Annotated in this window: 23 protein-coding genes and 3 pseudogenes; 11 read left to right on the top strand and 15 right to left on the bottom strand. The window is 69.1% G+C overall.

All coding sequences use genetic code 11. The annotated features are described in order from the left end of the window. The first annotated feature begins 18 nt into the window (after positions 1-18). The gene (locus OOK07_RS21185) at positions 19-888 is read left to right on the top strand and encodes a Cof-type HAD-IIB family hydrolase (RefSeq protein ID WP_266682375.1); all 870 of its coding nucleotides are present in this window, start codon (positions 19-21) and stop codon (positions 886-888) included. A gap of 54 nt (positions 889-942) precedes the next feature. Here OOK07_RS21185 and OOK07_RS21190 read toward each other — a convergent pair whose 3' ends face one another. The 4 genes from OOK07_RS21190 to OOK07_RS21205 all read right to left on the bottom strand — a co-directional run bounded on the left by OOK07_RS21190 (position 943) and on the right by OOK07_RS21205 (position 8,277). Next, entirely contained in the window at positions 943-2,013 is a 1,071-nt protein-coding gene (locus OOK07_RS21190) for a M23 family metallopeptidase (RefSeq protein WP_266797964.1), read from the bottom strand. Positions 2,014-2,197: 184 nt separating this feature from the next. Beyond that, positions 2,198-5,686, bottom strand: coding sequence for a thiol reductant ABC exporter subunit CydD (cydD, locus tag OOK07_RS21195; RefSeq protein WP_266797965.1), 3,489 nt, complete (start codon positions 5,684-5,686; stop codon positions 2,198-2,200). Between the two features lie 59 nt (positions 5,687-5,745). Next, positions 5,746-6,750 carry a cytochrome d ubiquinol oxidase subunit II gene (cydB, locus tag OOK07_RS21200; RefSeq protein ID WP_266682378.1) on the bottom strand — a complete coding sequence of 335 codons (1,005 nt, stop codon included), beginning with the start codon at positions 6,748-6,750 and terminating at the stop codon, positions 5,746-5,748. Between the two features lie 18 nt (positions 6,751-6,768). Next, positions 6,769-8,277 (bottom strand): cytochrome ubiquinol oxidase subunit I, encoded by a 1,509-nt coding sequence (locus OOK07_RS21205; RefSeq protein ID WP_266682379.1) that lies wholly within the window; start codon positions 8,275-8,277, stop codon positions 6,769-6,771. 209 nt (positions 8,278-8,486) lie between these two features. On the opposite strand from OOK07_RS21205, the gene OOK07_RS21210 reads away from it, so the two are divergent. Then, a complete protein-coding gene (locus OOK07_RS21210) occupies positions 8,487-8,861 on the top strand; it encodes a cyclophilin-like fold protein (RefSeq protein ID WP_266682380.1) in 375 nt (124 codons plus the stop codon). A gap of 7 nt (positions 8,862-8,868) precedes the next feature. Here the strand turns inward: OOK07_RS21210 and hisC are convergent, their stop codons facing one another. Then, positions 8,869-9,948, bottom strand: a complete 1,080-nt coding sequence (hisC, locus tag OOK07_RS21215) for a histidinol-phosphate transaminase (RefSeq protein ID WP_266797967.1) — start codon at positions 9,946-9,948, stop codon at positions 8,869-8,871. A gap of 399 nt (positions 9,949-10,347) precedes the next feature. On the opposite strand from hisC, the gene OOK07_RS21220 reads away from it, so the two are divergent. The 3 genes from OOK07_RS21220 to OOK07_RS21230 all read left to right on the top strand — a co-directional run bounded on the left by OOK07_RS21220 (position 10,348) and on the right by OOK07_RS21230 (position 13,807). Next, complete coding sequence (locus OOK07_RS21220; RefSeq protein ID WP_266682382.1) at positions 10,348-11,460, top strand: LacI family DNA-binding transcriptional regulator; 1,113 nt, start codon at positions 10,348-10,350, stop codon at positions 11,458-11,460. 201 nt (positions 11,461-11,661) lie between these two features. Then, positions 11,662-12,738: a metallophosphoesterase gene (locus OOK07_RS21225; RefSeq protein WP_266682383.1), complete on the top strand. Its 1,077-nt coding sequence runs from the start codon at positions 11,662-11,664 to the stop codon at positions 12,736-12,738. A 193-nt stretch (positions 12,739-12,931) separates the two neighbouring features. Continuing rightward, positions 12,932-13,807, top strand: a complete 876-nt coding sequence (locus tag OOK07_RS21230) for a hypothetical protein (RefSeq protein ID WP_266797969.1) — start codon at positions 12,932-12,934, stop codon at positions 13,805-13,807. 159 nt (positions 13,808-13,966) lie between these two features. Here the strand turns inward: OOK07_RS21230 and thiC are convergent, their stop codons facing one another. Further along, positions 13,967-15,769 (bottom strand): phosphomethylpyrimidine synthase ThiC, encoded by a 1,803-nt coding sequence (thiC, locus tag OOK07_RS21235; protein ID WP_266797970.1) that lies wholly within the window; start codon positions 15,767-15,769, stop codon positions 13,967-13,969. Between the two features lie 253 nt (positions 15,770-16,022). Between thiC and OOK07_RS21240 the strand changes: the two genes are divergently transcribed. Then, positions 16,023-17,498 carry a YibE/F family protein gene (locus tag OOK07_RS21240; protein ID WP_266797972.1) on the top strand — a complete coding sequence of 492 codons (1,476 nt, stop codon included), beginning with the start codon at positions 16,023-16,025 and terminating at the stop codon, positions 17,496-17,498. Positions 17,499-17,648: 150 nt separating this feature from the next. On the opposite strand, the gene OOK07_RS21245 is transcribed toward OOK07_RS21240, so the two are convergent. From OOK07_RS21245 to OOK07_RS21260, 4 genes are all read right to left on the bottom strand, one after another. After that, positions 17,649-18,086 carry an SsgA family sporulation/cell division regulator gene (locus OOK07_RS21245; RefSeq protein ID WP_266682387.1) on the bottom strand — a complete coding sequence of 146 codons (438 nt, stop codon included), beginning with the start codon at positions 18,084-18,086 and terminating at the stop codon, positions 17,649-17,651. 100 nt (positions 18,087-18,186) lie between these two features. Next, complete coding sequence (locus OOK07_RS21250; protein WP_266801995.1) at positions 18,187-18,972, bottom strand: IclR family transcriptional regulator; 786 nt, start codon at positions 18,970-18,972, stop codon at positions 18,187-18,189. A 360-nt stretch (positions 18,973-19,332) separates the two neighbouring features. Then, complete coding sequence (locus OOK07_RS21255; protein ID WP_266682388.1) at positions 19,333-19,545, bottom strand: DUF5326 family protein; 213 nt, start codon at positions 19,543-19,545, stop codon at positions 19,333-19,335. A gap of 148 nt (positions 19,546-19,693) precedes the next feature. After that, entirely contained in the window at positions 19,694-20,011 is a 318-nt protein-coding gene (locus tag OOK07_RS21260; RefSeq protein WP_099930040.1) for a cupin domain-containing protein, read from the bottom strand. Positions 20,012-20,070: 59 nt separating this feature from the next. Between OOK07_RS21260 and OOK07_RS21265 the strand changes: the two genes are divergently transcribed. The 5 genes from OOK07_RS21265 (at position 20,071) to OOK07_RS21285 (ending at position 23,836) form a co-directional block, all read left to right on the top strand. Continuing rightward, a complete protein-coding gene (locus OOK07_RS21265; protein ID WP_266682389.1) occupies positions 20,071-20,448 on the top strand; it encodes a phage holin family protein in 378 nt (125 codons plus the stop codon). Positions 20,449-20,455: 7 nt separating this feature from the next. Continuing rightward, the gene (locus OOK07_RS21270) at positions 20,456-20,947 is read left to right on the top strand and encodes a low molecular weight protein-tyrosine-phosphatase (RefSeq protein WP_266797975.1); all 492 of its coding nucleotides are present in this window, start codon (positions 20,456-20,458) and stop codon (positions 20,945-20,947) included. Continuing rightward, the gene (locus OOK07_RS21275; RefSeq protein ID WP_266682391.1) at positions 20,944-22,095 is read left to right on the top strand and encodes a cystathionine gamma-lyase; all 1,152 of its coding nucleotides are present in this window, start codon (positions 20,944-20,946) and stop codon (positions 22,093-22,095) included. Before OOK07_RS21270 ends, OOK07_RS21275 begins: the two co-directional genes overlap by 4 nt. Before the next feature lie 264 nt (positions 22,096-22,359). Then, positions 22,360-23,265: a LysR family transcriptional regulator gene (locus OOK07_RS21280; protein WP_266682392.1), complete on the top strand. Its 906-nt coding sequence runs from the start codon at positions 22,360-22,362 to the stop codon at positions 23,263-23,265. 88 nt (positions 23,266-23,353) lie between these two features. Continuing rightward, positions 23,354-23,836, top strand: a complete 483-nt coding sequence (locus tag OOK07_RS21285; protein WP_266682393.1) for an NUDIX domain-containing protein — start codon at positions 23,354-23,356, stop codon at positions 23,834-23,836. Between the two features lie 14 nt (positions 23,837-23,850). On the opposite strand, the gene OOK07_RS21290 is transcribed toward OOK07_RS21285, so the two are convergent. From OOK07_RS21290 to OOK07_RS21305, 5 genes and pseudogenes are all read right to left on the bottom strand, one after another. Continuing rightward, positions 23,851-24,171: a ferredoxin reductase domain-containing protein gene (locus OOK07_RS21290; protein WP_266797978.1), complete on the bottom strand. Its 321-nt coding sequence runs from the start codon at positions 24,169-24,171 to the stop codon at positions 23,851-23,853. A gap of 14 nt (positions 24,172-24,185) precedes the next feature. Then, a pseudogene (locus OOK07_RS21295) lies at positions 24,186-24,343 on the bottom strand (hydrolase); the annotation flags it as partial. A 58-nt stretch (positions 24,344-24,401) separates the two neighbouring features. Further along, positions 24,402-24,902 (bottom strand): annotated as a pseudogene (locus OOK07_RS43465) (transposase); the annotation flags it as partial. Then, the gene (locus OOK07_RS43470; protein WP_353963540.1) at positions 24,827-25,252 is read right to left on the bottom strand and encodes an IS5 family transposase; all 426 of its coding nucleotides are present in this window, start codon (positions 25,250-25,252) and stop codon (positions 24,827-24,829) included. The pseudogene OOK07_RS43465 and the gene OOK07_RS43470, both read right to left, overlap by 76 nt. A gap of 43 nt (positions 25,253-25,295) precedes the next feature. Beyond that, positions 25,296-25,466: pseudogene (locus tag OOK07_RS21305) on the bottom strand (integrase core domain-containing protein); the annotation flags it as partial. Positions 25,467-25,489 lie beyond the last annotated feature (23 nt).

Raw genomic sequence — 25,489 nt, forward strand, 5'->3', positions numbered from 1 at the left:
ATGCGGGAGAATGAACGGGTGACCTCAGCGACTCGACAGCCCGAGACCCCGGCCGCCGCCGTTCCGCCACGGCTCATAGCCACCGATCTCGACGGCACCCTCCTGCGGGACGACCAATCGGTCTCCCCGCGCACGGTCGCCGCCCTCGCCGCCGCCGAGGAGGCAGGCATCGAGGTCTTCTTCGTCACCGGCCGCCCCGCCCGCTGGATGGACGTCGTCAGCGACCACGTCCACGGCCACGGACTGGCGATCTGCGGCAACGGCGCGGCCGTGGTCGACCTGCACGGCGGCCCCGGCGCCCACCGCTTCGTGAAGGTGCGTGAGCTCGCCCGGGACAACGCGCTGGACGCCGTAAGGCTGCTGCGCGACGCGGCACCGGGCACGGTGTACGCGGTGGAGCAGACGTACGGCTTCCACCAGGAGCCGGACTACCCCAAGCTGCACATGGAGATCCCGGACAACCGCGCGCCGGCCGAGGACCTGCTGGCGCCCGACGGCCCCGGTACCGCGGAGCCGGTGCTCAAGATCCTCGCCTACCACCCCTCCCTCGACCCGGACGGTTTCCTCACCACCGCCCGTCTCGCCCTCGGTGAGCGTGCCAACGTCACCCGCTCCAGCCCCAGCGCCCTGCTGGAGATCAGCGGCCCCGGCGTCTCCAAGGCCAGCACGCTCGCCCTGTGCTGTGCCGAGCGCGGTATCTCGCACGAAGAGGTCGTCGCCTTCGGAGACATGCCGAACGACGTCGAGATGCTCACCTGGGCCGGCCGGTCGTACGCGATGGGCAACGCCCACCCGGACGTCATCGCCGCGGCCTCGGGCCGCACGGTCGCCAACAACGACGACGGTGTGGCGGTCGTGATCGAGCGGATGCTGGCCGCACGGCCGTAGGGCTCGCCTCCTTCGGACAGGACCGCGCGGCACCGGGCCGCCCTGCTGCCTTCGTCATCCGAGAGGGACGCCTCGCGCCGCCAGCCACGGCACCGGGTCCACCGCGGAACCCATCTGAGGCGTGACCCGCACCTCGAAGTGCAGATGCGGGCCGGTGGAGTTGCCGGTGGTGCCCGACTGGCCGATCCTCTGCCCGGTGTCCACCCGCTCGCCCTGGCCGACAGCGACGGTGGCGAGATGGGCGTACTGCGTGTAGTAGCCGCCCGCGTGCCGGATGACGATCTCGATGCCGAAGGGGCCCCCGCACGACACACTCACCACCCGCCCGGCACCGGCCGCCCGCACCGGCGTTCCGATCGGCACCGCGAAGTCCTGCCCGGTGTGCCGGTTCACCCACCGGTCGCCGCCACTGCCGAAGCCCGCGGACAGTGTGTACGTCTCCACGGGTGCGATCCACGCCTGCGTGACGTCCGTCTCCGGCTGCTCGAGCGGCACCGGCCCGCGGCAACTGCCTGCCGCGGCCGAGGCGTCCGCCTGTCCCTGCAACTGCCCTCGCGCCTCGTCGAGTTTCCGCTCGATGGTGTCCTTCACCGCGGCGAGTTCGCTGTTCTGCTTCTCCAGTGCCTGCCACGCCACCGTGGCCTTCCCCTCGTCCGCGGTCAGCCGCGCCTCGGCCCGCCGACTCCTGCCGACGGACCCGGCGAGGGCCTGACCGGCCTGCGCCAGGACATGCTGACCACGCAGCAACCCGTCCGGGTCATCCGCGAGGATCAGCCGGGCGGCCACCGGCAGACCGCCGCCGGTGCGGTACTGGGCGCGCGCCATCCGGCCGAGGTCCTCGTGCAGGGCGGTGATCTCCCGCCGCTCACGGTCCAGCAGTGCCTCGGCCCGCTCGGCCCGCTTCCGCTGCACCTCGGCCCGGCGCCGCCCCAGCTCGTACCGCTGTGTCGCCAGCGCCGCGTCCTCGTAGAGCCGCGCGACCTCGGCGCCGACCCCTGACCCGGAACCGCTGCCGACCCCGTCGCCGTCGTCCACGCCCGCAGCCCCGGCGGGCCTGGCCCCCAGCATGACGAGCGCGCACAGCAACGCCGGAACGAGCAGCGGATGACGGCGGCATGAGCGCATGCCGGCGATCGTGGCCCGCTCCTACGGTCCCGGTCATCTTCAACTCGTACACCCGGGGGAAGCGGCACCCCGTACGGCTCAGTACGGACGCGTCGGATGGACAGTGCCTACGGAGTTCGGTACGCCACCTGTCAGTCGCGCCGACGACGGCACAGAGGGCCGGCATCGGTGGCAGGCGCTGCGGCTATCCCGCCCCCACCAGCAGCTCCGCCTCCGCCTCTCGCTCGGCCATCCCCCTGAACGGCCCGGGTACGGCGGCCAGTTCGGCGTATGTTCCGCGCTGCACCACACGTCCCTCGTCCAGGACGACCACCTCGTCCACCGCTTCCAGGCCGGCAAGCCGATGCGTGATGAGCAGCGTCGTCCGGCCCCGTGTGGCTGCCAGCAGATCGGCGGTGAGCGCGTCGGCCGTCGGCAGGTCGAGGTGTTCGGCGGGCTCGTCGAGGACGAGGACGGGGAAGTCGGCGAGCAGCGCGCGGGCCAGCGCGAGCCGCTGCCGCTGCCCGCCCGACAGCCGGGCCCCGTGCTCGCCGACCAGCGTGTCGAGCCCGTCGGGCAGAGTATCGGCCCAGTCCAGCAGCCGGGCGCGCTTCAGTGCGTCGCGCAGATCATCCTCGGTGGCGTCCTTCCTCGCCAGCAGAAGGTTCTCGCGCACCGAGCTGTCGAAGACGTGCGCGTCCTGGGCACACAGCCCGACGAGCCGTCGTACGTCGTCGCCGGCGAGCGCGTACGCGTCCACGCCGGCCAGCGTGTACGACCCGGCGTCCGCGTCCAGGAAGCGCAGCAGCACCTGCGCCAGCGTCGTCTTGCCGGAGCCCGAAGGTCCGACCACGGCGATCCGGCGCCCCTCGTCGAGGGTCAGGTCGAGACCGTCGAGCGCCTCCCGCCGCTGGCCGGCGTGCCTGGCGCTCAGGCCCCTGAGGGCCATCGGGAAGGGGGCGGCGGGCGTCTGTCGCGCCCGCTCCGGCTCCCGTACCGGCTCGGGCGCGTCCAGCACCTCGTAGACGCGCTCCGCGCTTCTGCGCACCCGTTGCCGGTACTGCACGGCGAGCGGCAGCCCGAGGACCGCCTCGAAGGCGGCCAGTGGGGTGAGGACGACGACGGCCATCGTCACGCCGCCCAGCCGCTCGTCGGCGACCGCCTGGGCACCCATGAGGGCGGTGGCGGCGACCGTCAGGCCGGACAGCAGAGCGGTGAGTCCGTCGCCGAGCGCGGTGGCGGTGGCGGCGCGCGAGGCGATCCGGGTGAGCGTGTTGTCGGCGCGCCGTGCCTCGGCGGTGCGAGCGGGCAGAGCGCCTGCGACGGTCAACTCCGCGGTGCCGGTGAGCAGATCGGTCACGCGCGTCGCGAGTACCCCTCGTGCGGGGGCCAGCCTGCGTTCGGCGCGGCGGGCCACGGCACCGGTGACCAGCGGGACCCCGACTCCGGCCGCCACCAGCCCGACGGCCAGTGCGAGGCCGGCCTCGGGCAGCAGCCACGCCGTGAAGCCGACGGACGCGGCAGACACGATCGCCGCGGAAGCGGCGGGCAGCAACCAGCGCAGCCAGTAGTCCTGCAGGGCGTCCACGTCCACGACGAGCCGCGACAGCAGGTCGCCGCGGCGGGTGCGGCGCAGCCCGGCGGGCGCCAGCCGCTCCAGCCGCCGGTAGACGGCGACCCTGGTGTCGGCCAGCATCCGCAGCACCGCGTCGTGCGACACGAGCCGCTCGCCGTACCGGAAGACGGCCCGCCCGATACCGAAGGCCCTCGTCGCCGTGACCGCCACCATCAGATACAGCACGGGCGGCTGCTGCGAGGCCCGCGAGATGAGCCACCCGGAGGTGGCCATGAGCCCGACGGCACTGCCGAGCGCGAGGCTCCCGAGCAGCAGGGCGAGAGTGAGACGGCCGCGCCGGGGGCCGGACACGGCACGGACGCGGGCGAGCACGCCGCCTCGGCTGCTGGCAGGTGCGGCGCCTGCGGGCTCGTGCGTGGCGCTTTCGTACGTTTCCTGGGCCGCCGGGCGCCCCTCGGGCGTCCGGCGTTCCACGGAGGCAGGGACGGTCCGCCCCGCCAACCGCACCACCCGGTCCGCGACTGCGAGCAGCGCCGGCCGGTGCACGACCAGCAGTACCGTCCGCCCCACCGCCAGCCGCCGTACCGCCTCCACGACCTCGGCCTCGGTGGCCCCGTCCAGGGCGGCCGTCGGCTCGTCGAGCAACAGCACCGGACGGTCCGCGAGGAACGCCCGTGCCAGCGCGAGCCGTTGCCGCTGCCCGGCCGACAGCCCGGCACCGTCCTCGCCGAGCAGCGTGTCCGCCCCGTCGGGCAGGGCGTCCACGAACTCCAGCGCTCCGGCCTCCCCCAAGGCCCGCCGCACAGCGGCGTCGTCGGCATCGGAACGCGCCAGCCGTACGTTCTCGGCGACGCTTCCGGCAAACAGGTGCGGCCGCTGCGGCACCCAGGCGATCCGCGACCGCCACCGCTCCAGGTCGACGTCACAGAGATCGGCTCCGCCGGCCCTTACTTGCCCCTCGGACGGCTGGACAAAGCCCAACAGCACGTTCAGCAGCGTGGACTTGCCGAAGCCGCTCGGCCCGACGAGTGCGACCGTCTCCCCGGGCTCGACGGCGAAGGACACATCCGACACGGCGTCCCCGGACCGCCCGGGATACCGAACCGTCACCCCCTCGAAGGCGATGCCACCCGCCGGCACGACCCCTGTGCCCGACGCCGGCAGGGGGGTCTCCAGGACGGCGAAGATCTCCTCGGCCGCCGCGAGCCCTTCCGCCGCCGCGTGGTACTGCGCGCCGACCTGACGCAGGGGCAGGTAGGCCTCGGGCGCGAGGACGAGGATGACCAGGCCGATGTACAGATCCATCTCACCGCGCACGAGGCGCATGCCGATCGTCACGGCGACCAGTGCGACAGAGAGCGTGGAGAGCAGCTCCAGCGCGAAGGACGAGATGAAGGCGACCCGCAGCGTCCGCATGGTCGCCTGCCGGTACTCACCGGTGATCCGCTTGATCGACTCGGCCTGCGCCTTGGCCCGCCCGAACACCTTCAGGGTCGGCAGCCCCGCGACAACATCCAGGAAGTGTCCGGACAGCTGGGACAGCAATCGCCACTGACGGTCCATCCGGGACTGCGTGGCCCAGCCGATCAGGACCATGAAGACCGGGATGAGTGGCAGGGTTCCCACGATGATCGCCGCCGAGACCCAGTCCTCGGTGACGATCCGGGCCAGCACCGCCACGGGCACGACCACCGCGAGCCCCAACTGCGGCAGATAGCGCGAGAAATAGTCGTCGAGGGCGTCGACGCCCCGAGTGGCGAGAGCGACGAGCGATCCGGTCCGCTGTCCGCTCAGCCACCCGGGCCCCAGCGCCCCGGCTCGTTCCAGCAACCGTCCCCGCAGCTCCGACTTCACCGCCGCGCTCGCCCGGTGCGCGGCGAGTTCCGTGAGCCACGAGACCAGCGCACGGCCGCAGGCGACAGCCACCAACTGCAGCAGGGGAGTGCCGAGTTCTGCGACCGACATCCCGTGCTGGAACGACCCCACCACCACCTCGGCGATGAGCATCGCCTGGGCGATGAGCAGCCCCGCGCCCAGGGCGCCCAGGCTGACGACCGACACCAGGAAGAGGCGGGTGGCACGGGCGTAGTGGAGCAGACGCGGGTCGATCGGTTTCACGTGAAACACACCCTCTACTCAAGGGGCATGTTTCACGTGAAACATGCCCCAGGTCGGACTCAGTGCACGGCGTCTGCGATGTGCTGCGTACCGATCCGCTTGCGGAACACCCAGTAGGTCCACCCCTGGTAGAGCATGACGATCGGCGTGGCGATCACCGCACACCAAGTCATGATCTTCAAGGTGTACGGGCTCGATGAGGCGTTGCTGACCGTCAGGCTCCAGTCCTCATTGAGCGACGACGGCATGACGTTCGGGAAGAGCGACAGGAAGAGCATGGCCACGGCGGCCACGATCGTGATCCCGGACAGCGCGAACGACCAGCCCTCACGCCCGGCCTGATTCGCCACCAAGGCGGCGACCAAAGCGGCGACGGCCACGGCGAGCGCGACCAGGCTCTTGCCGTCACCACTGTCGACCTGCGTCCACACCAGGAAGATCAGCGCGACCACGGCCGCGGTCAGACCGACAGCCAGGGCGAGCTTCCGTGCCCGCTCCCTGATCTCCCCGACCGTCTTGAGCGCCGTGAACACCGCCCCGTGGAAGGTGAACAGCGTCAGCGTCACGAGTCCGCCGAGCAGCGCGTACGGATTGAGCAGATCCCAGAAGGTGCCGACGTACTCGAAGTTCTTGTCGATCTTCACGCCCCGCACGATGTTGCCGAAGGCCACGCCCCACAGGAACGCCGGGATCAAGGAGGTCCAGAAGATCGCGGTCTCCCAGTTGCGCTGCCAGTTCTCCTCGGGCCGCTTCGCCCGGTACTCGAAGGCGACGCCTCGCACGATCAGGCAGACCAGGATGATCAGCACAGCCAGATAAAAGCCGGAGAAGAGCGTGGCGTACCACTCGGGGAAGGCGGCGAAGGTCGCTCCGCCCGCTGAGAGCAGCCACACTTCGTTGCCGTCCCAGACGGGGCCGATGGTGTTGATGAGCACCCGCTTCTCGGGCCGGTTCCGGGCCAGCAGCTTGGTGAGGATGCCGACCCCGAAGTCGAAGCCCTCCAGGAAGAAGTAGCCCGTCCACAGGACGGCGATGAGCACGAACCAGACGTCGTGAAGTTCCATGACTCGCTCTCCCTCGGCCTAGTACGAGAAGGCCATCGGCTTGTCGGCGTCACGGGTGTCGCCGCCGATCTTCGTGGGCGGGTTGAGGTCGGCATCAGTGAGCTCGGGCGGGCCCGCCTTCACGTACTTCACCAGCAGCTTGACCTCGACCACGGCGAGGATGGCGTAGAGCGTGGTGAAGACGATCATTGAGGTGAGGACCTCGGCCTGGGAGACGCTGGGGGAGACCGCGTGCCGGGTCTGCAGGACGCCGTAGACGACCCACGGCTGACGGCCCATCTCGGTGAAGATCCAGCCCCAGGAGTTGGCGATCAGCGGGAAGCCGAGGGTCCAGATCGCCACGAGCCAGTACAGCCTGCTGAGCTTGGGACCCAGCGCCTTGTTCCTGAAGAGGACGAGATGCGGCACCTCGTCGTCACCAACCCGCAGATGCTGCGGCAGCATGAACTTCTTGCGGGTCAGCCAGAGCCCGGCCAGGCCGATACCGAAGGACGCCATGCCGAACCCGATCATCCAGCGGAACGCCCAGAAGGTGACGGGGATGATGGGCCGGTAGTCCCCGGGACCGTACTTCTCCTGCTCGGCCTTGTTGGTGTCGTTGATGCCGGGGACGTACGAGTTGAAGTTGTCGTCGGCGAGGAACGACAGTATTCCGGGGACGGACAGCTCGACCGAGTTGTGGCCCTTGCTCACGTCCCCGTACGCGAAGACCGAGAACGGCGCGGAGTGCTGGCCGTCCCACAGCGCCTCGGCGGCGGCCATCTTCATCGGCTGCTGCTTGAACATGACCTTGCCGAGCGTATCGCCGCTGATCGCGGTCAGCAGGCCGGCGATGGCGACGGTGACCAGCCCCAGTCGCAGCGAGGTCTTCATCACGTTGATGTGCTTCTTGCGGAACAGGTGGAAGGCGGCGATGCCGACCATGAACGCGCCACCTGTCAGGAAAGAGGCCGCGAGCGTGTGGAACGCCTGGGCGAGCGCGGTGTTCTGGGTCAGCACATGCCAGAAGTCGGTGAGTTCGGCACGCCCCTTGGCCTTGTTGATCCGGTAGCCGACGGGGTGCTGCATCCACGAGTTGGCTGCGAGGATGAAGTACGCCGACAGGATCGTGCCGATCGAGACCATCCAGATGCAGGCCAGGTGGATCCTCTTGGGCAGCTTGTCCCAGCCGAAGATCCACAGGCCGATGAAGGTCGACTCGAAGAAGAACGCGATCAGAGCCTCGAAGGCGAGCGGGGCACCGAAGACGTCACCGACGAAGCGCGAGTAGTCGGACCAGTTCATGCCGAACTGGAACTCCTGCACGATGCCGGTGACCACACCCATCGCGATGTTGATCAGGAAGAGCTTGCCCCAGAACTTCGTCGCCCTGAGGTACTTCTCCTTCTCCGTGCGCACCCAGGCGGTCTGCAGGCCGGCCGTGAGGGCGGCGAGCGAGATCGTCAGCGGGACGAAGAGGAAGTGGTAGACGGTGGTGATGCCGAACTGCCAGCGCGCCAACGTCTCCGGCGCCAGAGCCAGGTTCACGTCGTCAGTCTCCTTAGGTCGCCACGATATAGCGGCAGCTTGCCCCTTTTGTCACACACATCGTGGGAGCAACGGGACCAGCTTGTGAACGCGTTCACATTCACAAGCAATTATGACGCACCGCTTTCCGGCCTGAGCACGGGGGTCGTGTCTGCTCCGTCACGCCAACCCCTTGGCAGCGACTTCAACATCTTGTTGAATTACCTGTCGTGCAGATACGGATCTCGTGGCCCGCCGGCCACCTCACAGCGACACTCGACGACACCCCGACCACTCAGGCCCTGACCACGGCACTGCCCCTCGCCTCCACCGCCCGCACCTGGGGCGAGGAGGTCTACTTCGACACGGGCGTCTCTGTTCCACGTGAAACAGGCGCCCGGCAGGTCGTGGACCCGGGCACGGTGGCCTTCTGGACCGACGGGAACGCCCTCGCACTCCCCTACGGCCCGACACCAGTCTCGCGAGACGCCGAGTGTCGCCTCGCGAGCCCGTGCAACGTCCTGGGCCGCATCGACGGCGACCTCCGGCTCCTCGCCACGGTCCGGGACGGCGACCCGGTACGTGTGGAACTCGTAGCCGAATAGCTCTGGTTCAGAGCTCCTTGCGGAACCCTTCCGCCACCTTCAGGAAGATGTCGTTCGCCTCGGTCTCCCCGACCGTCACCCGTACACCCTCGCCCTGGAACGGCCGGACCACCACGCCGTGCTGCTCGCACGCCGCCGCGAACGCGACCGTGCTCTCCCCCAGCCGCAGCCACACGAAGTTGGCCTGGGTCTCGGGCACCGTCCAGCCCTGCCCGCGCAGCGCGTCGACCACGCGGTTGCGCTCGCAGACCAGCGAGCCGACCCGGCCGAGCAGTTCGTCCTCGGCCCGGAGCGAGGCGACGGCCGCCTCCTGCGCGAGCTGGCTCACACCGAACGGCACCGCCGTCTTGCGCAGGGCCGCCGCCACCGGCTCATGGGCGATCGCGAAACCGACCCGCAGACCCGCGAGACCGTACGCCTTGGAGAACGTGCGCAGCACGCACACGTTCGGCCGCTCGCGGTACAGCTCCACACCGTCCGGCACTTCCCTGTCGCGGATGAACTCGCGGTACGCCTCGTCCAGCACCACGAGCACATCGCTCGGCACCCGGTCGAGGAACCGCTCCAGCTCCGCCCGCCGTACGACCGTGCCGGTCGGGTTGTTGGGGTTGCAGACGAAGACGAGACGGGTCCGGTCAGTGATCGCGTCCGCCATCGCGTCCAGGTCGTGCACATCGCCCGGCGTCAGCGGCACCTGCACCGAGGTCGCGCCGCTGACCTGCGTGATGATCGGGTACGCCTCGAAGGACCGCCAGGCATAGATGACCTCGTCACCGGGGCCGCTGGTCGCCTGGACCAACTGCTGGGCGACGCCGACCGAACCGGTGCCGGTGGCCAGGTGAGTGAGCGGCACGCCGAAGCGGTCGGACAGCTCGTTCATCAGCCCCGTGCAGGCCATGTCCGGGTAGCGGTTGAAGGACGAGGCCGCGGCCGTCACGGTCTCCATCACGCCAGGCAGCGGCGGATAGGGGTTCTCGTTGGAGGACAGCTTGTAGGCCACCGGCCCGCCCGCCGCGGCGGGCTTGCCCGGCTTATAGGTGGGGATACCCTCCAGCTCGGCGCGCAGCTTGGGGCTCGTCTCGCTCACCGCAGTCCTCCTCATGACCACCACCGGCTTCAATACTGCTCACCTTATGAGGATTCGGCGCCGCTGCGTACAGCTGAGGACAGACCCCATCCGTCACACGCGCATCAGGGGCATCAGCGCCCGTAGCCAGACGAATCGGGGGGCGTGATCACATATATCTATGCGCCGGTGGCTCGCGCGGTAGCGCGCATCACCCGTGAAGGTGAGTTGAGACCTCTTCGAAACATCGGAGAGTTGGCAGGCCCATGCGCGTCGACAAGTCACCTAGGTCCATTGGATCGCCCAACTGTCTTTGTTTCAAAGGTAGTTGACCGTATATGACCTTGCAGAAACGTGCCTGTCAACGCGTGCATATGCGTCCGCCCTACCCCACCGTATGAGCCCTACTATCGGCTCGCCATGACAGCAGCAGGGAAGCACCAGGTGAGCCGCGCGGAAACCTCACGCCGAGGCAGTCGGCCGGGCCGGGCGGGCATCAGAGACGTGGCCGCCGCCGCCGGAGTCTCCATCACGACCGTCTCCGACGCTCTCAACGGGAAGGGCCGGCTCCCGGACGCCACCCGACGCCATGTCCGCGAAGTCGCCGACCGACTGGGCTATCGCCCGTCCGCAGCGGCCCGAACCCTCCGTACCGGCAAGTCCGGCCTCATCGGCCTGACCGTGACGACGTACGGGGATGAACCTTTCACCTTCACCGAATTCGCGTACTTCGCCGAGATGGCGCGCGCCGCCACCTCGGCCGCTCTCGCCCGCGGCTACGCCCTGGTCATCCTGCCCGCGACCTCGCGCCACGACGTGTGGTCGAACGTGGCGCTCGACGGAACGGTCGTCATCGACCCCTCCGACCAGGACCCGGTCGTCAGCGAACTGGTCCGGCAGGGTCTGCCGGTCGTCTCCGACGGCCGCCCGGCCGGCGCGCTGCCGGTCACCGCGTGGGTCGACAACGACCACGAAGCCGCCGTGCTCGGCATCCTCGACCACCTGGCCGACGCCGGCGCCCGCCGCATCGGCCTGCTGACGGGCACGACGACCGACACGTACACCCATCTGTCGACCACGGCGTACCTGCGCTGGTGCGAACGCGTCGGCCAGGACCCGGTGTACGAGGCCTACCCGGCGCACGACCCGTGTGCGGGCGCCGTGGCCGCCGACCGGCTGCTCGCCCGCCCCGACCGGCCCGACGCCGTCTACGGCCTGTTCGACCCGAACGGCACAGACCTGCTCGCCGCCGCCCGCCGCTACGGCTTGCGCGTACCGGACGACCTGCTTCTGGTCTGCTGCAGCGAATCCACCGTGTACGCCAACACCGAGCCGCCGGTCACCACGCTCTCGCTGAAGCCGCGCCGCATCGGCACGGCTGTGGTGCAACTCCTCATCGACGCGATCGAGGGGGTCGAATCGGACCAACCGGTCGAGCAGGTGATACCGACGGAGCTGATCGTGCGTACCTCGTCCCAGCGACGTCCGCCACGCACGACGGTCAGCGCGCCACGGTCGCCCGAGGAAGAGTAGAACGGCGGCCGTCAGCATGCGGTCGAAGCCCTGCCCAATCGGGGCGAAAGCCGCGGTGAACTGGACTCTTACTCCGATTCACCACCCCTGGGTCATCACATGGCGCGATCGGCATTCCTATGATGGGCCCACGACACCGCGGGCCGCTGCGACCAGGCAGTCCGATGCGGTGCAGATGCGGCGCGATGGTGGAGGGGTCTGATGACTCAGGGGGCCGGTCAGGGACCCGAAGTGGAGCGAACGGCGACGTTGCGCGACTTCCGGGTACCGGCGTATGTCCACGAGACCGGTCCGTACGGCCACAGCACTCACCCCGGTGATGTCGCCGCGCCCCACGAGGAGCCCTACTCGGAGGGGTACACGCCGACCGAGCGCGACCTGCCGGTCATCAACCGCGGTGACACGCTTCAGGTGAGCGTCGACCCCGCCTCCCTCGCGGACCCGGAGCAGACGGACGGCGCGGGTCCGCTGTACGTCGTCGGTGACGTGCACGGCTATCTCGACGAGTTGCTGGCCGCCCTCCAGGAGCAGGGCCTCGTCGACGCGGCGGCCAACTGGTGCGCGGGCACCTCCCGGCTGTGGTTCCTCGGCGACTTCACCGACCGCGGCCCGGACGGCATCGGCGTCATCGACCTCGTGATGCGCCTGTCCGCGGAGGCAGCCGCGGCCGGCGGCTACTGCAAGGCGCTCATGGGCAACCACGAGCTGCTGCTGCTGGGCGCCAAGCGGTTCGGCGACACCCCCGTCAACTCAGGAGCGGGCACCGCCACCTTCCAGGCGGCCTGGCTGCTCAACGGCGGCCAGAAGACCGACATGGACCGCCTCCAGGACCACCACCTGCAGTGGATGGCCCGCCTCGACGCCATCGAGGAGGTCGACGGCTATCTGCTCGTCCACTCCGACACCACCGCCTATCTCGACTACGGCGACTCGATCGAGGCGGTCAACGACACCGTCCGCGAAACGCTCACGCGCAACGACGCCGACGAGTGCTGGGATCTGTTCCGCAAGTTCACCAAGCGGTTCTCCTTCCGCGACGAGGGCGGTGCAGAAGCCGTACGCTCCCTGCTGCATACGTACGGCGGCACGCGGATTGTCCACGGTCACAGCCCCATTCCCTACCTGCTGGGCGAGGTCGGCTCCGAGGACGGCGAGGACAGCGCGGGGCCCGTGGTCGAAGGGCCGCATGTCTACGCCGAGGGCCTGGCCATCGCCATGGACGGCGGAGTGACCATGGCCGGAAAGCTGCTGGTCCAGCAACTTCCCCTGGATATCTGAACGTTCACAGGGCAGGCGCCGGTGGATGGAGGAATCGCGATAAACAACGCAGGCCAGGGCCCAATTTCTGGAAAGCCCCTGTCACCGCGTGCCGTCGTCGCTCTACCATCGGCTTATCCGTAGCAGGCTCCCCTCCGTTTCTGCCCGACGGCTCGTTGTCATGCGAGCCCCAAGCCCTACGGAGCATCGGGGGATGCACATGAACAGCGTTCCGCAGCACCTGCTGAGCGAGGACCGCCAGGAGTACGAACGGGTCCTCGATGAGGCGCTGCGCTCCGCCCCAAACCGCCCGGAACTGGCCGCTGTCGGACAGCGGCTCAACCCCGAACAGCTGCGCACCATGGCGCTCAACGCCACCGCGATCATCACCGTGGCAGCGGCGACCGAGTACCAGCACTACGTGAAGGTTCGCGAGGAACTGCGCCGGCCGGCGCCGTCCACCCCTTCGCCCACCCGCGAGTCCGGCTCCGCAGGAGAGCCGGGCGTGGGAGGCGCGATGGGGCTCGCCACCACCCTCGGCGAGGCCGCCGAGCCGGCCGGCGCGGGCGCCGTCGCCGTCGCCGCTGTCCTAGCCCCCGTCCTCGCCGGAACAGCCGCGGTGATCTTCCTGCTCGTCGGCTACATCATCAAGTCACTCGACTCCAAACAGGTGTTCGGCAAAACCATGATCACCGCGGGTTGGGTGTTCGGCGCCATGACCGCGGCCGCGATCCTGGTCGCCGCCGTCGGGCTGCTGCTCACCGCGCTGCGCAACCGGCCCTCGCTCGAGACCGGCCTGTACGGCGAAGTCAGCGAGGAAGTGGCCAGGGCCAGGGAAGCCTGGCACACGGCACTCCTGGAGCGCGGCATCATGCCGTTCCTCCGGGAAGCACTGGCCGACCCCGGCACCCCCACGGCACTGCACACCACGACACCGTCGACGCCGACCAGCCGTATGCCGCATCTCGGCTACGGCCGCCCGGGCTTCAGCAGCCCGGACGACGGCGCGGACCCCGGCTCACGCCCGAGCTTCAGCAGTCCGGACTACTCCAGCCCGGACTTCGGAGGCCCGGAACACCAGCCGGAGTAACCGTCGGCTTGCGCCCTCCGCACCAAAGGGACCTGTCAGGATCCGCCGGGGGAGCGCAAGCCGAACGTTGATGCGCCTCGACGGCTCCGCACTACGGCAGCTCACACCGCAGAGCGGGACCGTCTTCCACGTCGGCGGCGCGACTCGCTCCGGCGCGCGTCAGTCCGCGATCGGCAGATACACCCTGTTGCCCGCGGCCGCGAACTCCTTCGACTTCTCGGCCATGCCTTCCTCGATCTCCGACCGACTTCCGCCATGCTCACGGCGGATGTCTTGGGAGATCTTCATCGAGCAGAACTTCGGCCCGCACATCGAGCAGAAGTGGGCCGTCTTGGCCGGCTCCGCCGGGAGGGTCTCGTCGTGGAACTCCCGTGCCGTGTCCGGGTCCAGGGCGAGGTTGAACTGGTCCTCCCACCGGAACTCGAAGCGGGCGTCGGACAGTGCGTCGTCCCAGTCCTGCGCACCGGGGTGCCCCTTGGCGAGGTCGGCTGCGTGGGCGGCGATCTTGTAGGTGATGACGCCGGTCTTGACGTCGTCACGGTTGGGCAGTCCCAGGTGTTCCTTGGGCGTGACGTAGCAGAGCATGGCCGTGCCCCACCAGGCGATCATTGCGGCACCGATGCCGGAGGTGATGTGGTCGTACGCAGGCGCGACGTCCGTTGTCAGCGGGCCGAGCGTATAGAACGGAGCTTCATCGCAGATCTCCTGTTGAAGGTCGATGTTCTCCTTGATCTTGTGCATCGGGACGTGGCCCGGGCCCTCGATCATGGTCTGTACGTTGAAACGCTTGGCGATCGTGTTGAGTTCCCCGAGCGTGCGCAACTCGGCGAACTGGGCCTCGTCGTTGGCGTCCGCGATCGAACCCGGCCGCAGGCCATCACCCAGCGAGTACGTGATGTCGTAGGCCGCGAGGATCTCGCAGAGTTCCTCGAAGTTCTCGTACAGGAACGACTCCTTGTGGTGCGCGAGGCACCACGCGGCCATGATGGAGCCGCCGCGCGAGACGATGCCGGTCTTGCGGTTCGCGGTGAGTGGGACGAACGGCAGGCGGACGCCCGCGTGGACCGTCATGTAGTCCACGCCCTGCTCGGCCTGCTCGACGACGGTGTCCTTGTAGATCTCCCAGGTGAGCTCCTCGGCCCGGCCGTCCACCTTCTCCAGGGCCTGATAGAGCGGCACCGTGCCGATGGGCACGGGGGAGTTGCGCAGTACCCATTCACGCGTGGTGTGGATGTTGCGTCCGGTGGACAGGTCCATGACCGTGTCGGCGCCCCAACGGGTCGCCCAGGTCATCTTCTCGACCTCCTCCTCGATGGAGGAGGTCACGGCGGAGTTGCCGATGTTGGCGTTGACCTTCACCAGGAACCGCTTGCCGATGATCATCGGCTCGATCTCGGGGTGGTTGATGTTGGCCGGCAGTACGGCGCGGCCTGCCGCGATCTCTTCGCGGACCATCTCGGGGGCGACGTTCTCCCGGACGGCCACGAATTCCATCTCGGGCGTGATCTCACCTCGTCGCGCGTACGCGAGCTGTGTGACCGCCTTGCCGTCGCGGCTGCGGCGCGGCTGACGCGGCCGCCCGGGGAAGACCGCGTCGAGGTTGCGCAGACCGCCTCGGGGAGAGGTGTGCTTGATCCCGTCGTCCTCGGGTCGGGTGGGACGGCCGGTGTACTCCTCGGTGTCGCCGCGGGCGATGATCCAGTTCTCGCGCAGCGGGGCGAGCCCCCTGCGGACATCGGTGTCGGTGAGCGGATCGGTGTACGGGCCCGAGGTGTCGTACAGCGTGACCGACTGCCCGTTGGTGAGGTGCACCTGACGGACCGGCACCCGCAGATCGGGGCGGGAACCCTCGATGTACGCCTTGTGCCAGCCGATGGACTTCCCGGCCTCCGGAGACTGTTCGCCCTGAATGGGCTGTTCGTCCTGGCTGGAGGCAGGCGTGCGTGCGTCCTTGTTGGTCATGAGACCTACTCCCTACGCCGGCATTACCCGGTAACAGGTTCGGCGGTCGACGCAGCGGCTTCCGTCTGTCGACGTTTCGTGGGGAACGTCACTCGACTTCGGTGACGTTCCACGTGAAACATCGCTGGGACGGAGGTCAGCGCCCTCTCAGCCCGGTGCTCCGAGCTCCCGCGTGTGCAAAGGTGCCTCCACGCTAGCGTCAATTCAGGCGCGCTGAACAGAGGGCCCCTGTCGTTCTTGCGATGATCTGGCGGTGACCACGACGCATCGGCCCCCGCACCCGCCTCCGGAGCCGCCCCATGGGCCCGGCTCCGGCAACGGCCATGGCTCGGGCGCCGGGCACCACCACGCGCCTCGATCCGACGAGGAGCACGGGTCCGGAACCGGTGCCGGGCACGGGCACGCTCCTGGTCCCGGTGGCGGGCACGGTCACTCGCACAGCCACGGTCCTGCGGCTCCCGTCTCCAAGCACCTGCGCAAGGTGATCGCGGCGATCCTCATCCCGTTCAGCGCGGCCGTGGTGGTCGGTCTGGTGGTGCTGTGGCCTGGCGGAGCCCCGCCGCATGCGCGCACCGGCGTGGGATTCGACCGACAGACGCAGCAGGCGACGGTCACCAAGGTCGTGAGCGTGAGCTGCAAGTCGGTGAACGCCTCGGGCGAGACCCCGACCGGCGACACCTCCACCGCCGAGGGCTCCTCCGCCCAGCGGGAGGCGAACGGCACCTGCAAGAAGGCGACGATCCGCGTCGACTCCGGCAGCGACAAGGGCCGTACGTTCACCGAGATCGTGCAGCCGGACCAGTCGCGGCAGCTGCACGAGGGCGAGAAGGTGGTGGCCGCCTACGAGCCCTCGGCGCCCAAGGACCTGCAGTACTCGGTCGCTGACGTCAACCGCAGGTTCCCCATGGCGTTGCTCGCCGGCATTTTCGCGCTCGCCGTCGTGGTGGTGGGCCGGATGCGCGGCCTCATGGCGCTGGTCGCGCTGGCCGTCAGCTTCATGGTGCTGACGTTCTTCATCCTGCCCGCGGTTCTGCAGGGCTCGAACCCGCTGCTCGTGGCGGTGATCGGGTCGAGCGCCATCATGCTGATCGCTCTGTACATGTGCCACGGTCTGTCGGCCCGTACATCCGTGGCGGTGCTGGGGACCCTGCTGTCGCTCGTACTGATCGGCCTGCTCGGCTCCGGGTTCATCGGCTGGGCCGCGCTGACCGGCAACACGGACGACAACACCGGTCTGATCCACGGCCTGTACCCGTCGATCGACATGAGCGGTCTGCTGCTCGCGGGCGTCATCATCGGCTCGCTCGGCGTTCTCGACGACGTGACGGTCACTCAGACGTCGGCGGTCTGGGAGCTGCACGAGGCGAATCCGTCGATGGGCTGGCGGGGGCTGTACCGGGCGGGCATCCGCATCGGGCGAGACCACATCGCGTCCGTCGTCAACACTCTCGTCCTTGCCTACGCGGGCGCCGCGCTGCCGTTGCTGCTGCTTTTCTCCATCGCGCAGAGCAGTGTGGGGGCGGTCGCCAACAGCGAGTTGGTGGCGGAGGAGATCGTGCGCACGCTGGTGGGCTCGATCGGCCTGGTCGCCTCGGTGCCGGTCACGACACTGCTCGCGGCTCTGGTGGTCGCTGCCGACCGCCCGGGTCCGGAGTCGGCGACTGCGACGGCCGGCGCAGCAGCACCGGCCCTGGCACGCACGGGACGGGGCCGGCGCCGCAAGCACTGAGGCGGGCGGAGGACCGGCGCGCGTGCGTGCGACCGTCGGGAGGTCCCGGACTGTTGGGCCGGCCCTTCCCGAAGGGGGGCGTTGCTACGCCCTCCACGTCCAATGCAGACGCGCTCCGGCCAGTTCCGGCCGCGTCCCCCCGTCTCCGCTTCAGCCCGCGCTCTGCTCTTCCGCCAGGATGCGGTCCAGCGCCTCGTCGAGGTGGGCGTCGAAGTCCTTGAGGGAACCCTCCTGGCCGAGGGGCACCAGCTTGTCGGTGCGGTCGAGGAAGGCGATGAGCGGCGCCGTGGACGAGCGGAACAGCGCTTGGTCGCGGCCGACCTGAAGGCGGATCAGGACCTCTGTCAACGAGTCAGGTTCGACGGGTGAGACGCGCACGTCCCCGTCCCCGCTCGGGCGGTTCACCCCGTCGATGAGCAGCTCCCGTCCGAACGCCCAGGTCACCGGCGCGTCCCCGGGCAGATGGAAGGTCAGCCGCACGGCATAGGGATCACTTGTCTCGTAGCGCAGCTCCACCGGGATACGGAAGGAGAGCTCCTCGGACACGAGAAAGCTCATCATGACCTCTGCCTGTACGGACTCGCGCATCGCCTACCCCGTCGTGTGAAGCCGACCCGGCTGGGAAATGATCCCCTGACATTGGTGGCATCTTGCTGAACGTACACGGCAGATCACAAGGAGTGAGTTTTCAGATACTGATAGAGAGCGCGAGTGACCCCAGCAGTCGCCCGATTTCGCACTGAAGTTGCTGGGCCGCGGACACCAACCGGTCGGCCTGATGAGAAGGCAGGGAGATGGCCAGCGTCGCCGCTGTCGTACCCACAGTGATCGGAATCGCCGCGCAGACCGTCCCCAGCGCGTATTCCTGCCGCTCCGTCACCGGTCCCATCCGCCGCGTTCGCTCCAGCCGCCGGAGCAGGGTGTGGCTGTCCCGCACGGTGTACGGGGTGAGGGACTGCACGGGGTAGCGGTCGAGGTGGTCACGGCGGGCGTCTTCGTCCAGCTGGGAGAGCAGGCATTGACCGATCGCGTGCGCGTGCGCCGTCTCGCGGAAGTCGGCCCACTCCTCGACCGCCGGATTGGCCGGGGTGTGGGAGACGCACCTGACCTCGATCTCGCCGTCCCGGTACACGGCGTAGTACACGGGCACACCGATCGCGTCCCGCCAGCCGGCCAGTGCGTCGACGATCGTGCTGCGACGTTTCTGCTGGGCTCCACTGCCGCTCAGTCGCACAGCCGCCTCGCCGAGAAAGAACAGGCCCTTGTCCCGGCAGAGATAGCCCTCGTGGACCAGGGTGCGCAGCAGGTGATACGCCGTCGGAAGCGCCAGGCCCGTCTCGCGGGCCAGCTGTTTGGCGGGGGCTCCGTGCGCGTGCTCCGCGACGCATTCCAGCAGACGCATCGCGCGCTGGACGGATCCGATGAGTGTCGCGGACTGCGACGGGGCTGGACGGTTCGCCGGGGGTGCGGTCAGGCGCGACGGTGCGGTTGGTGCCGTCAGGCGCGACGGTGCGGGTGGTGCCGTCGCGCGCTCCTGCGTCGAGGGCCCCGGCTGTTCGGGAGGCCTGATGCGGCGTCCCGGGGGCGGAGCGGGCGCTGCGTGGGGGTCAGTGAGTGCGGTGTCTACCGTGGCCAAGGGTCACTCCCGAAGCGCGAGGGGGCAGCCCGTGCTGGGGAACACGGGTGGGGGTGTACGCCGCTCGCGGGGTCGTCCCCGCGTCGAATTCCGGACTCTATTCGCCCGCTGCCGCCTTGAGGCGGCCGGTCCGGAAAACTTCCCTCGCGCGAGGGAACCGGTGTTTCCTGTTACCCGATCACCGGTGTCCCAGGGCCCTCACCAGTCGCTTCGCGAGGACGAGCTCGACGTGAACTTCCGTACGACGTAAATCAGCCCGCCGACCACAGCGACGAAGACCAGAAGCTTGAACAACAGCCCGATGAAGAAGCCGACGACGCTGGCTATCAGCCCGCCGAAGACGACCAGTGCGATGACCGGCACCGCGATCCACTTCACCCACCACGGCAGTCCGCCGAAGATCTCACCCATTGCATCGTCCTTAACTCTCCGCCCGGCTGCTGTGCAGGGGCCCTTTGATGTCCTGCACCCGATGCTAGGGCCGGCGGGGGCCTCAGCGGGCGCCCCGCACCCCTTGTCCTCCCCTGACTGTTCCCCTAGGGAACCCCGAGAGGGCGGGTCAGCTTTCCGGCGGAGAGAACACCACGAGCACCCGCAGGTCCTCGCTGATGTGGTGGAACTTGTGGGCGACTCCGGCGGGCACGTACACCACACTGCCGCGCGCGACCTCGGTGGTCTCCAGGCCGACGGTGATCGAGGCACGGCCGCTCACAACGAAGTAGACCTCGTCCTGGTTGTGTGGCTTCTGTGGATCATGTTCTCCGGCATTGAGCGCATAGAGACCGACAGACATGTGCCGCTCTCGCAGAAACTGCAGGTAGGCGCCCTCGTTGGCGGCCCGTTCCGCCTCCAGTTCGTCCAGCCGGAATGCCTTCATCGCTGTTGCCGTCCTCGTCCCACTGCTCGTGACCGATCTCGTCTGCCACGATCAGACACATGAAGAATTTCGTAGTCAAGACGATCGCCAACGCGGGTGCCCTGGCGGTCGCCGTATGGCTGCTCGACAAGATCACCCTGACCGGTGACAGCACGGGCAAGAAGGCCGGCACCCTGATCGTGGTAGCGCTGATCTTCGGCCTGGTGAACTTCCTGGTCAAGCCGCTCGTGAAGCTCCTGAGCCTTCCGCTGCTCATCCTGACCCTGGGATTGTTCACCCTGGTCGTCAACGCGTTGATGCTGCTGCTCACCTCGTGGCTGGCCGACAAGTTCGACCTGAGCTTCCACGTCGAGGGCTTCTGGACCGCGGTACTGGGCGGCCTGATCATCTCCATCGTGTCCTGGGCGCTGCACGTCGTTCTGCCCGACGAGGACTGAGCACGCGATGAGTTACCGCGTCTGCTTCGTCTGCACCGGCAACATCTGCCGCTCCCCGATGGCCGAGTCCGTCTTCCGCGCCCGCATCGCGGACGCCGGGCTCGGCGGCCTTGTCGAGGTCGACAGCGCCGGCACGGACGGCTGGCACGGGGGCGACAGCGCCGACCCGCGCACCGTCTCCGTCCTGGAGGAGAGCGGCTACGACAGCAGTCACTCGGCGCGTCAGTTCAAGCCGTCCTGGTTCTCCCGCCTCAACCTCGTCATCGCCCTCGACACCGGCCACCTCAGGGCCCTGCGCCATCTCGCACCCACCCAGGAGGACGCGGCCAAGGTGCGGTTGCTTCGCTCCTACGACCCCGCGGTGGGCGACGACCTCGATGTACCGGACCCGTACTACGGGGGCCTGGACGGCTTCGAGGAGTGCCTTGAGATGGTGGAGACGGCGAGCGAGGGCCTCCTCGCCGCGGTACGCGAGCAAGTGGAGGGACGGGCGGCATGAGTGATTCCGCTACGGCCGGGCCGTCGGGCGACGGGGACGGCACGCGCACGGTACGGGCAGGTCTGCCCGAGGCGGTCAAGAACGAACCGACCCTGCCCGGACCGGTTTTCGCCGCCCACTTCCACCTGCCGGGCGAGGTCGGCGGCCCGTACACCTACGGCCGCGACGAGAACCCCACCTGGACGCTGCTGGAGCGCGCCGTCGGCGAGCTGGAGGCGCCGGGGCGGGGCGACGTGGAGACCCTCACGTTCGCCTCCGGCATGGCCGCCGTCTCGTCCGTGCTGTTCTCCCAGCTGCGCGCCGGCGACACGGTCGTGCTGCCTGGCGACGGCTACCAGGCGCTGCCCCTGGTGCGTGCGCAGCTGGAGGCGTACGGCATCGAGGTGCGTACGGCGCCGACCGGCGGGGACGCCCAGCTCGAAGTCCTCGACGGCGCGCGGCTGCTGTGGCTGGAGACGCCCTCGAACCCCGGTCTCGACGTGTGCGACGTCCGCCGCCTCGCCGAGGCGGCACACGCGCGTGGCGCGCTCGTCGCCGTCGACAACACCCTTGCGACGCCCCTCGGGCAGCGCCCGCTGGAGCTCGGCGCAGACTTCTCCGTGGCCAGCGGCACCAAGCAGCTCACCGGGCACGGCGACGTGCTGCTCGGCTACGTGGTCGGCCGCAACGCCGAGGCCATGGCCGCCGTACGCCGCTGGCGCAAGATCGTGGGTGCGATCCCCGGGCCCATGGAGGCTTGGCTCGCGCACCGTTCGATCGCCACGCTCCAGCTGCGCGTCGACCGGCAGTGCGCGACGGCTCTCACCGTCGCCGAGGCGCTACGGGAGCGGCCCGAGGTGACCGGACTGCGCTACCCGGGGCTGCCCGACGACCCCTCGCACAAGATCGCCTCGCAGCAGATGCGTCGCTACGGGTGCGTGGTCTCCTTCACGCTGCCCACGCGCACGCGTGCCGACCGTTTCCTCGGTGCCCTGCGGCTCGTGGACGACGCGACGAGCTTCGGCGGTGTGCGGTCCACGGCCGAGCGGCGCGGGCGCTGGGGCGGGGACGCCGTGCCGGAGGGCTTCATTCGCTTCTCGGTCGGCGCCGAGGACCCCGAGGACCTGGTGGCGGATGTGCTCCGTGCGCTGGACGAATCGGCGGAATGACCGTCGCGGGGACTGCTTCACGGCCGCTCGACCGGTGACCGGGTACGCCCAACGGACGGTCCGAGCCTCCCCCCTCGTGGCTCGGACCGTCCTCGGTTCCCCGCGCGAAGAACCGCGCGAAGAACCGCGCGAAGAACCGCGCGAACAAGGCTAATTGACTCTGTGTCAGTGTCCAATCACAGTAGCGACAGCGACCTATCGACTTATTTATAGTTGGACCCTGCCCGGGGACCGGAAGAAGGGCAGGGAAGGGGCGGGCTAGCCATGGATCTGGCCTTGCTGCGCACTTTTGTGACGGTGCACCGGGCCGGCTCCTTCACCCGCGCCGCCGCGCTGCTCGGTCTGTCGCAGCCGGCCGTGACCTCGCAGATCCGCACGCTGGAGCGACAGCTGGGCCGCCCCCTGTTTCTGCGACAGGCCCGCGGCGTGACCCCGACGACCACCGGGGACGAACTCGCACACAAGGCCGCTCCACATCTCGACGCCCTCGTGGAGATCGCCGAGACCGGCCTGGACGACGAGTCCTCCTTACGCACGCTGCATCTCGCCGGTCCCCCCGAGTTCACCGCCGAACGGGCACTGCCGGCCCTCACCGAGCTGACCGGCGAGGACGGCCAGGGCTTCGCGCTGCGCGTCTCGTTCGGAAATGCCGAGGAAGCTCTGGAGGGGCTGTCCGCCGGGCATCACGATCTGGCCATCAGTACGGCCCGTCCGCGCGGCGCTCTGCTGACGGCGACTCCGCTGTGCGACGAAGAGCACGTCCTCGTGGCCGCCCCTCACCGGGCCGAGCAGATCGGCCATGGGAAGCCGCACCGCAAGGGAGCGCCCGCCCTGGAGGACGTGCCCGTGATCGAGGTGCACGAGTCTCTGCCCTTCGTCTCCCGCTACTGGGCCTCGGTCTTCGACTCCCGCCCAGCCGCCCCCGGCACGGTCATCGTTCCCGACCTGCGTGCGGTCCTTGCCTGTGCCGTCGCGGGCGCGGGGCTCGCGGTGCTGCCCCGCTATCTGTGCGGGGCAGCCCTGGAACGCGGAGACGTCGTCGCCCTGCACGATCCCGCGGTGCCTCCTCTGCGGACGTACTTCCTCGTGGTGCGCACCGGCACGCTTGCGATGCCGCACATCGCACGGGCTCACGAATGGCTGCTGCTAGCGGCAGCCGAGTGGCGCTGACCAGGGCTTTTCCAGTGGTCACGGGGAGATGCCGTCCGGTGACATCCCGCGATGTTTCACGTGGAACCAACCGGGCCACATTTCCCCCATGACGGTCCGACCTGTGGTCAAGCGCACCGCTCGTGCTGTTCTGCTCGACGGCGACAACCTGATCCTGATCAAGCGCACCAAGCCAGGTGTCGATCCCTACTGGGTCACTCCCGGTGGCGGGGTCGAGCCCGCGGACACGACCGTCGTCGACGCCTTGCACCGCGAGGTGTACGAGGAACTCGGCGCCAAGATCACCGACGTGGTGCCCTGCTTCGTGGACACTGTGGAGCACATCGGAGAGGACGGCGGCGCGACCGGTGTGAAGGTGCAGCACTTCTTCGTCTGCCGCCTGGAGTCCATGGACCCGTCCCTCCGACATGGCCCCGAGGTGGACGAGCCGGCCGGCGAGTACGAGATCGTACGGGTGCCGTTCACCCGTGTCGGGATCGCCTCCGTGCATCTCGTGCCGCTGTCCTTGCGGCACTACCTGGACGGGAACATCGAGGGCGTGCGCGCCATGCACGCTCCGGACCTTGGGTGACGGCCGGTGCCGGGTCAGGGCCCGGCGACGACGAATTCATCCACCGCGTCGTGCCGTATGCGTTCCGGAGGGAGGCCCACGCGTCTCAGGGCATCCACACCGCTGCGGATCATGCCGGGCGGGCCCGAGAGATAGGCGTCGAACGCGTTCCACGGCCCGTACTCACGTATGGCATCCGGAAGGTGGAGATGCGCCCGCTGGTCGATGACCGCGCGCGCCGAGAGCCAGGGATGTGACTGCTGGACTCTGAGCATCGCGTCGATGTCGTACAGGTCCTGGTCGGTACGGGCGCCGTGGAGCTCCTCGACCGGCCGCCGTTCACCGTGCTCGGCCACGTCCTCGATCAGCGCCTCGCCGCGTACTCCGGCGGCCCTATGAGCCCCGCCGAAACCGCCTGATCGAGCGCCACCGTCTCGGCTTCCAGGCCCAGCTGCTGTGAATCTCCACAGGCGCCGAAGTGCCCTGCAACAGCGTGCCGTCCAGATCGAAGAGATGAAGTCTCGCCAAGGGGCACGAGGCTAGGGCGTGTTTCGAAAGTGCTGGTCACAGCCACTCGTTGATGGCCGTGACCAGCACGGTCGCCTCGTAGCGGACGGCGAGTTTGTCGTATCTCGTTGCCACCGCGCGGTGGCGCTTGAGGCGATTGATTCCGCACTCCACCGCGTGGCGCTCTTTGTAGTCGGCCGTCGAACTTGGGCGGCCGACCCCCGTGGGAGCCGCGCTTCTTGCGGTTGGTGATCTGGTCCCGCTTCTCCGGGATCGTGCAGCGGATACCGCGCTTGCGCAGGTAGGCGCGGTTCGCGCGGGAGCCGTACGCCTTGTCGGCACGAACCTTGTCCGGCCGGGTACGCGGGCGGCCCGGCCCGAGCCGAGGCACCCGGATCCGCCCCAGGACCACCTGGAACTGCGGAGAGTCACCCCGCTGCCCGGCAGTGATCACCAGTGACATCGGCTTCTGGGCCTGCTCGACCGCCAGGTGGAGCTTGGTGGTCAGCCCGCCCCGGGAGCGTCCGAGCCCGTGGTCGTCGGGCTCCGTGAAGACACCACCGGGCGGCTCGATCTGCAGATCCCCTTTTTGCGGGCACCGGCCGCATGCTGGTGGGCGCGGGCGATGGTGGAGTCCACCGAGACGTCCCAGGTGATCAGTCCTTCGGCGTCGGCCCGGGCCTGCAGTTGCTCGAAGATGCGGTGCCAGGTGCCGTCCCGCTGCCAGCGCCGGAACAGTCCATAAACCGTCTCCCACGGGCCGTACCGCTCGGGCACGTCCCGCCACGGTGCACCGGCGCGGGTGCGCCAGCGTATGCCGTCTATCAGCTGCCGCTTGGTGTGCACCGGCGGCCGTCCAGGCTTCCTTCCCACCGGGAGCAGCGGCTCCAGCTTCGCCCACTGAGCATTCGTCAGGTCATGCCTCCCCATGAAGTGGATCTTGACACATCAAGATCCACTTCTGAAACACGCCCTAGGTGTATTGACCCGCAGCGTTGTTGACGCGGGTGATGGGTGGCTGGCCGCCGAGTGCGGTGTGGCAGCGGTGGTGGTTGTAGGTGTGGAGGAAGTCTGCCAGGGCTTCGGTCCGTTCCTGGTTGCTGGTGTAGGGCCGCAGGTAGGCCCATTCGTCGAGGAGGGTGCGGGTAGGGTCGGCCGGACGGCGAG

Origin of the sequence: Streptomyces sp. NBC_00078 (assembly GCF_026343335.1) — a bacterium.
Lineage (GTDB): Bacteria > Actinomycetota > Actinomycetes > Streptomycetales > Streptomycetaceae > Streptomyces.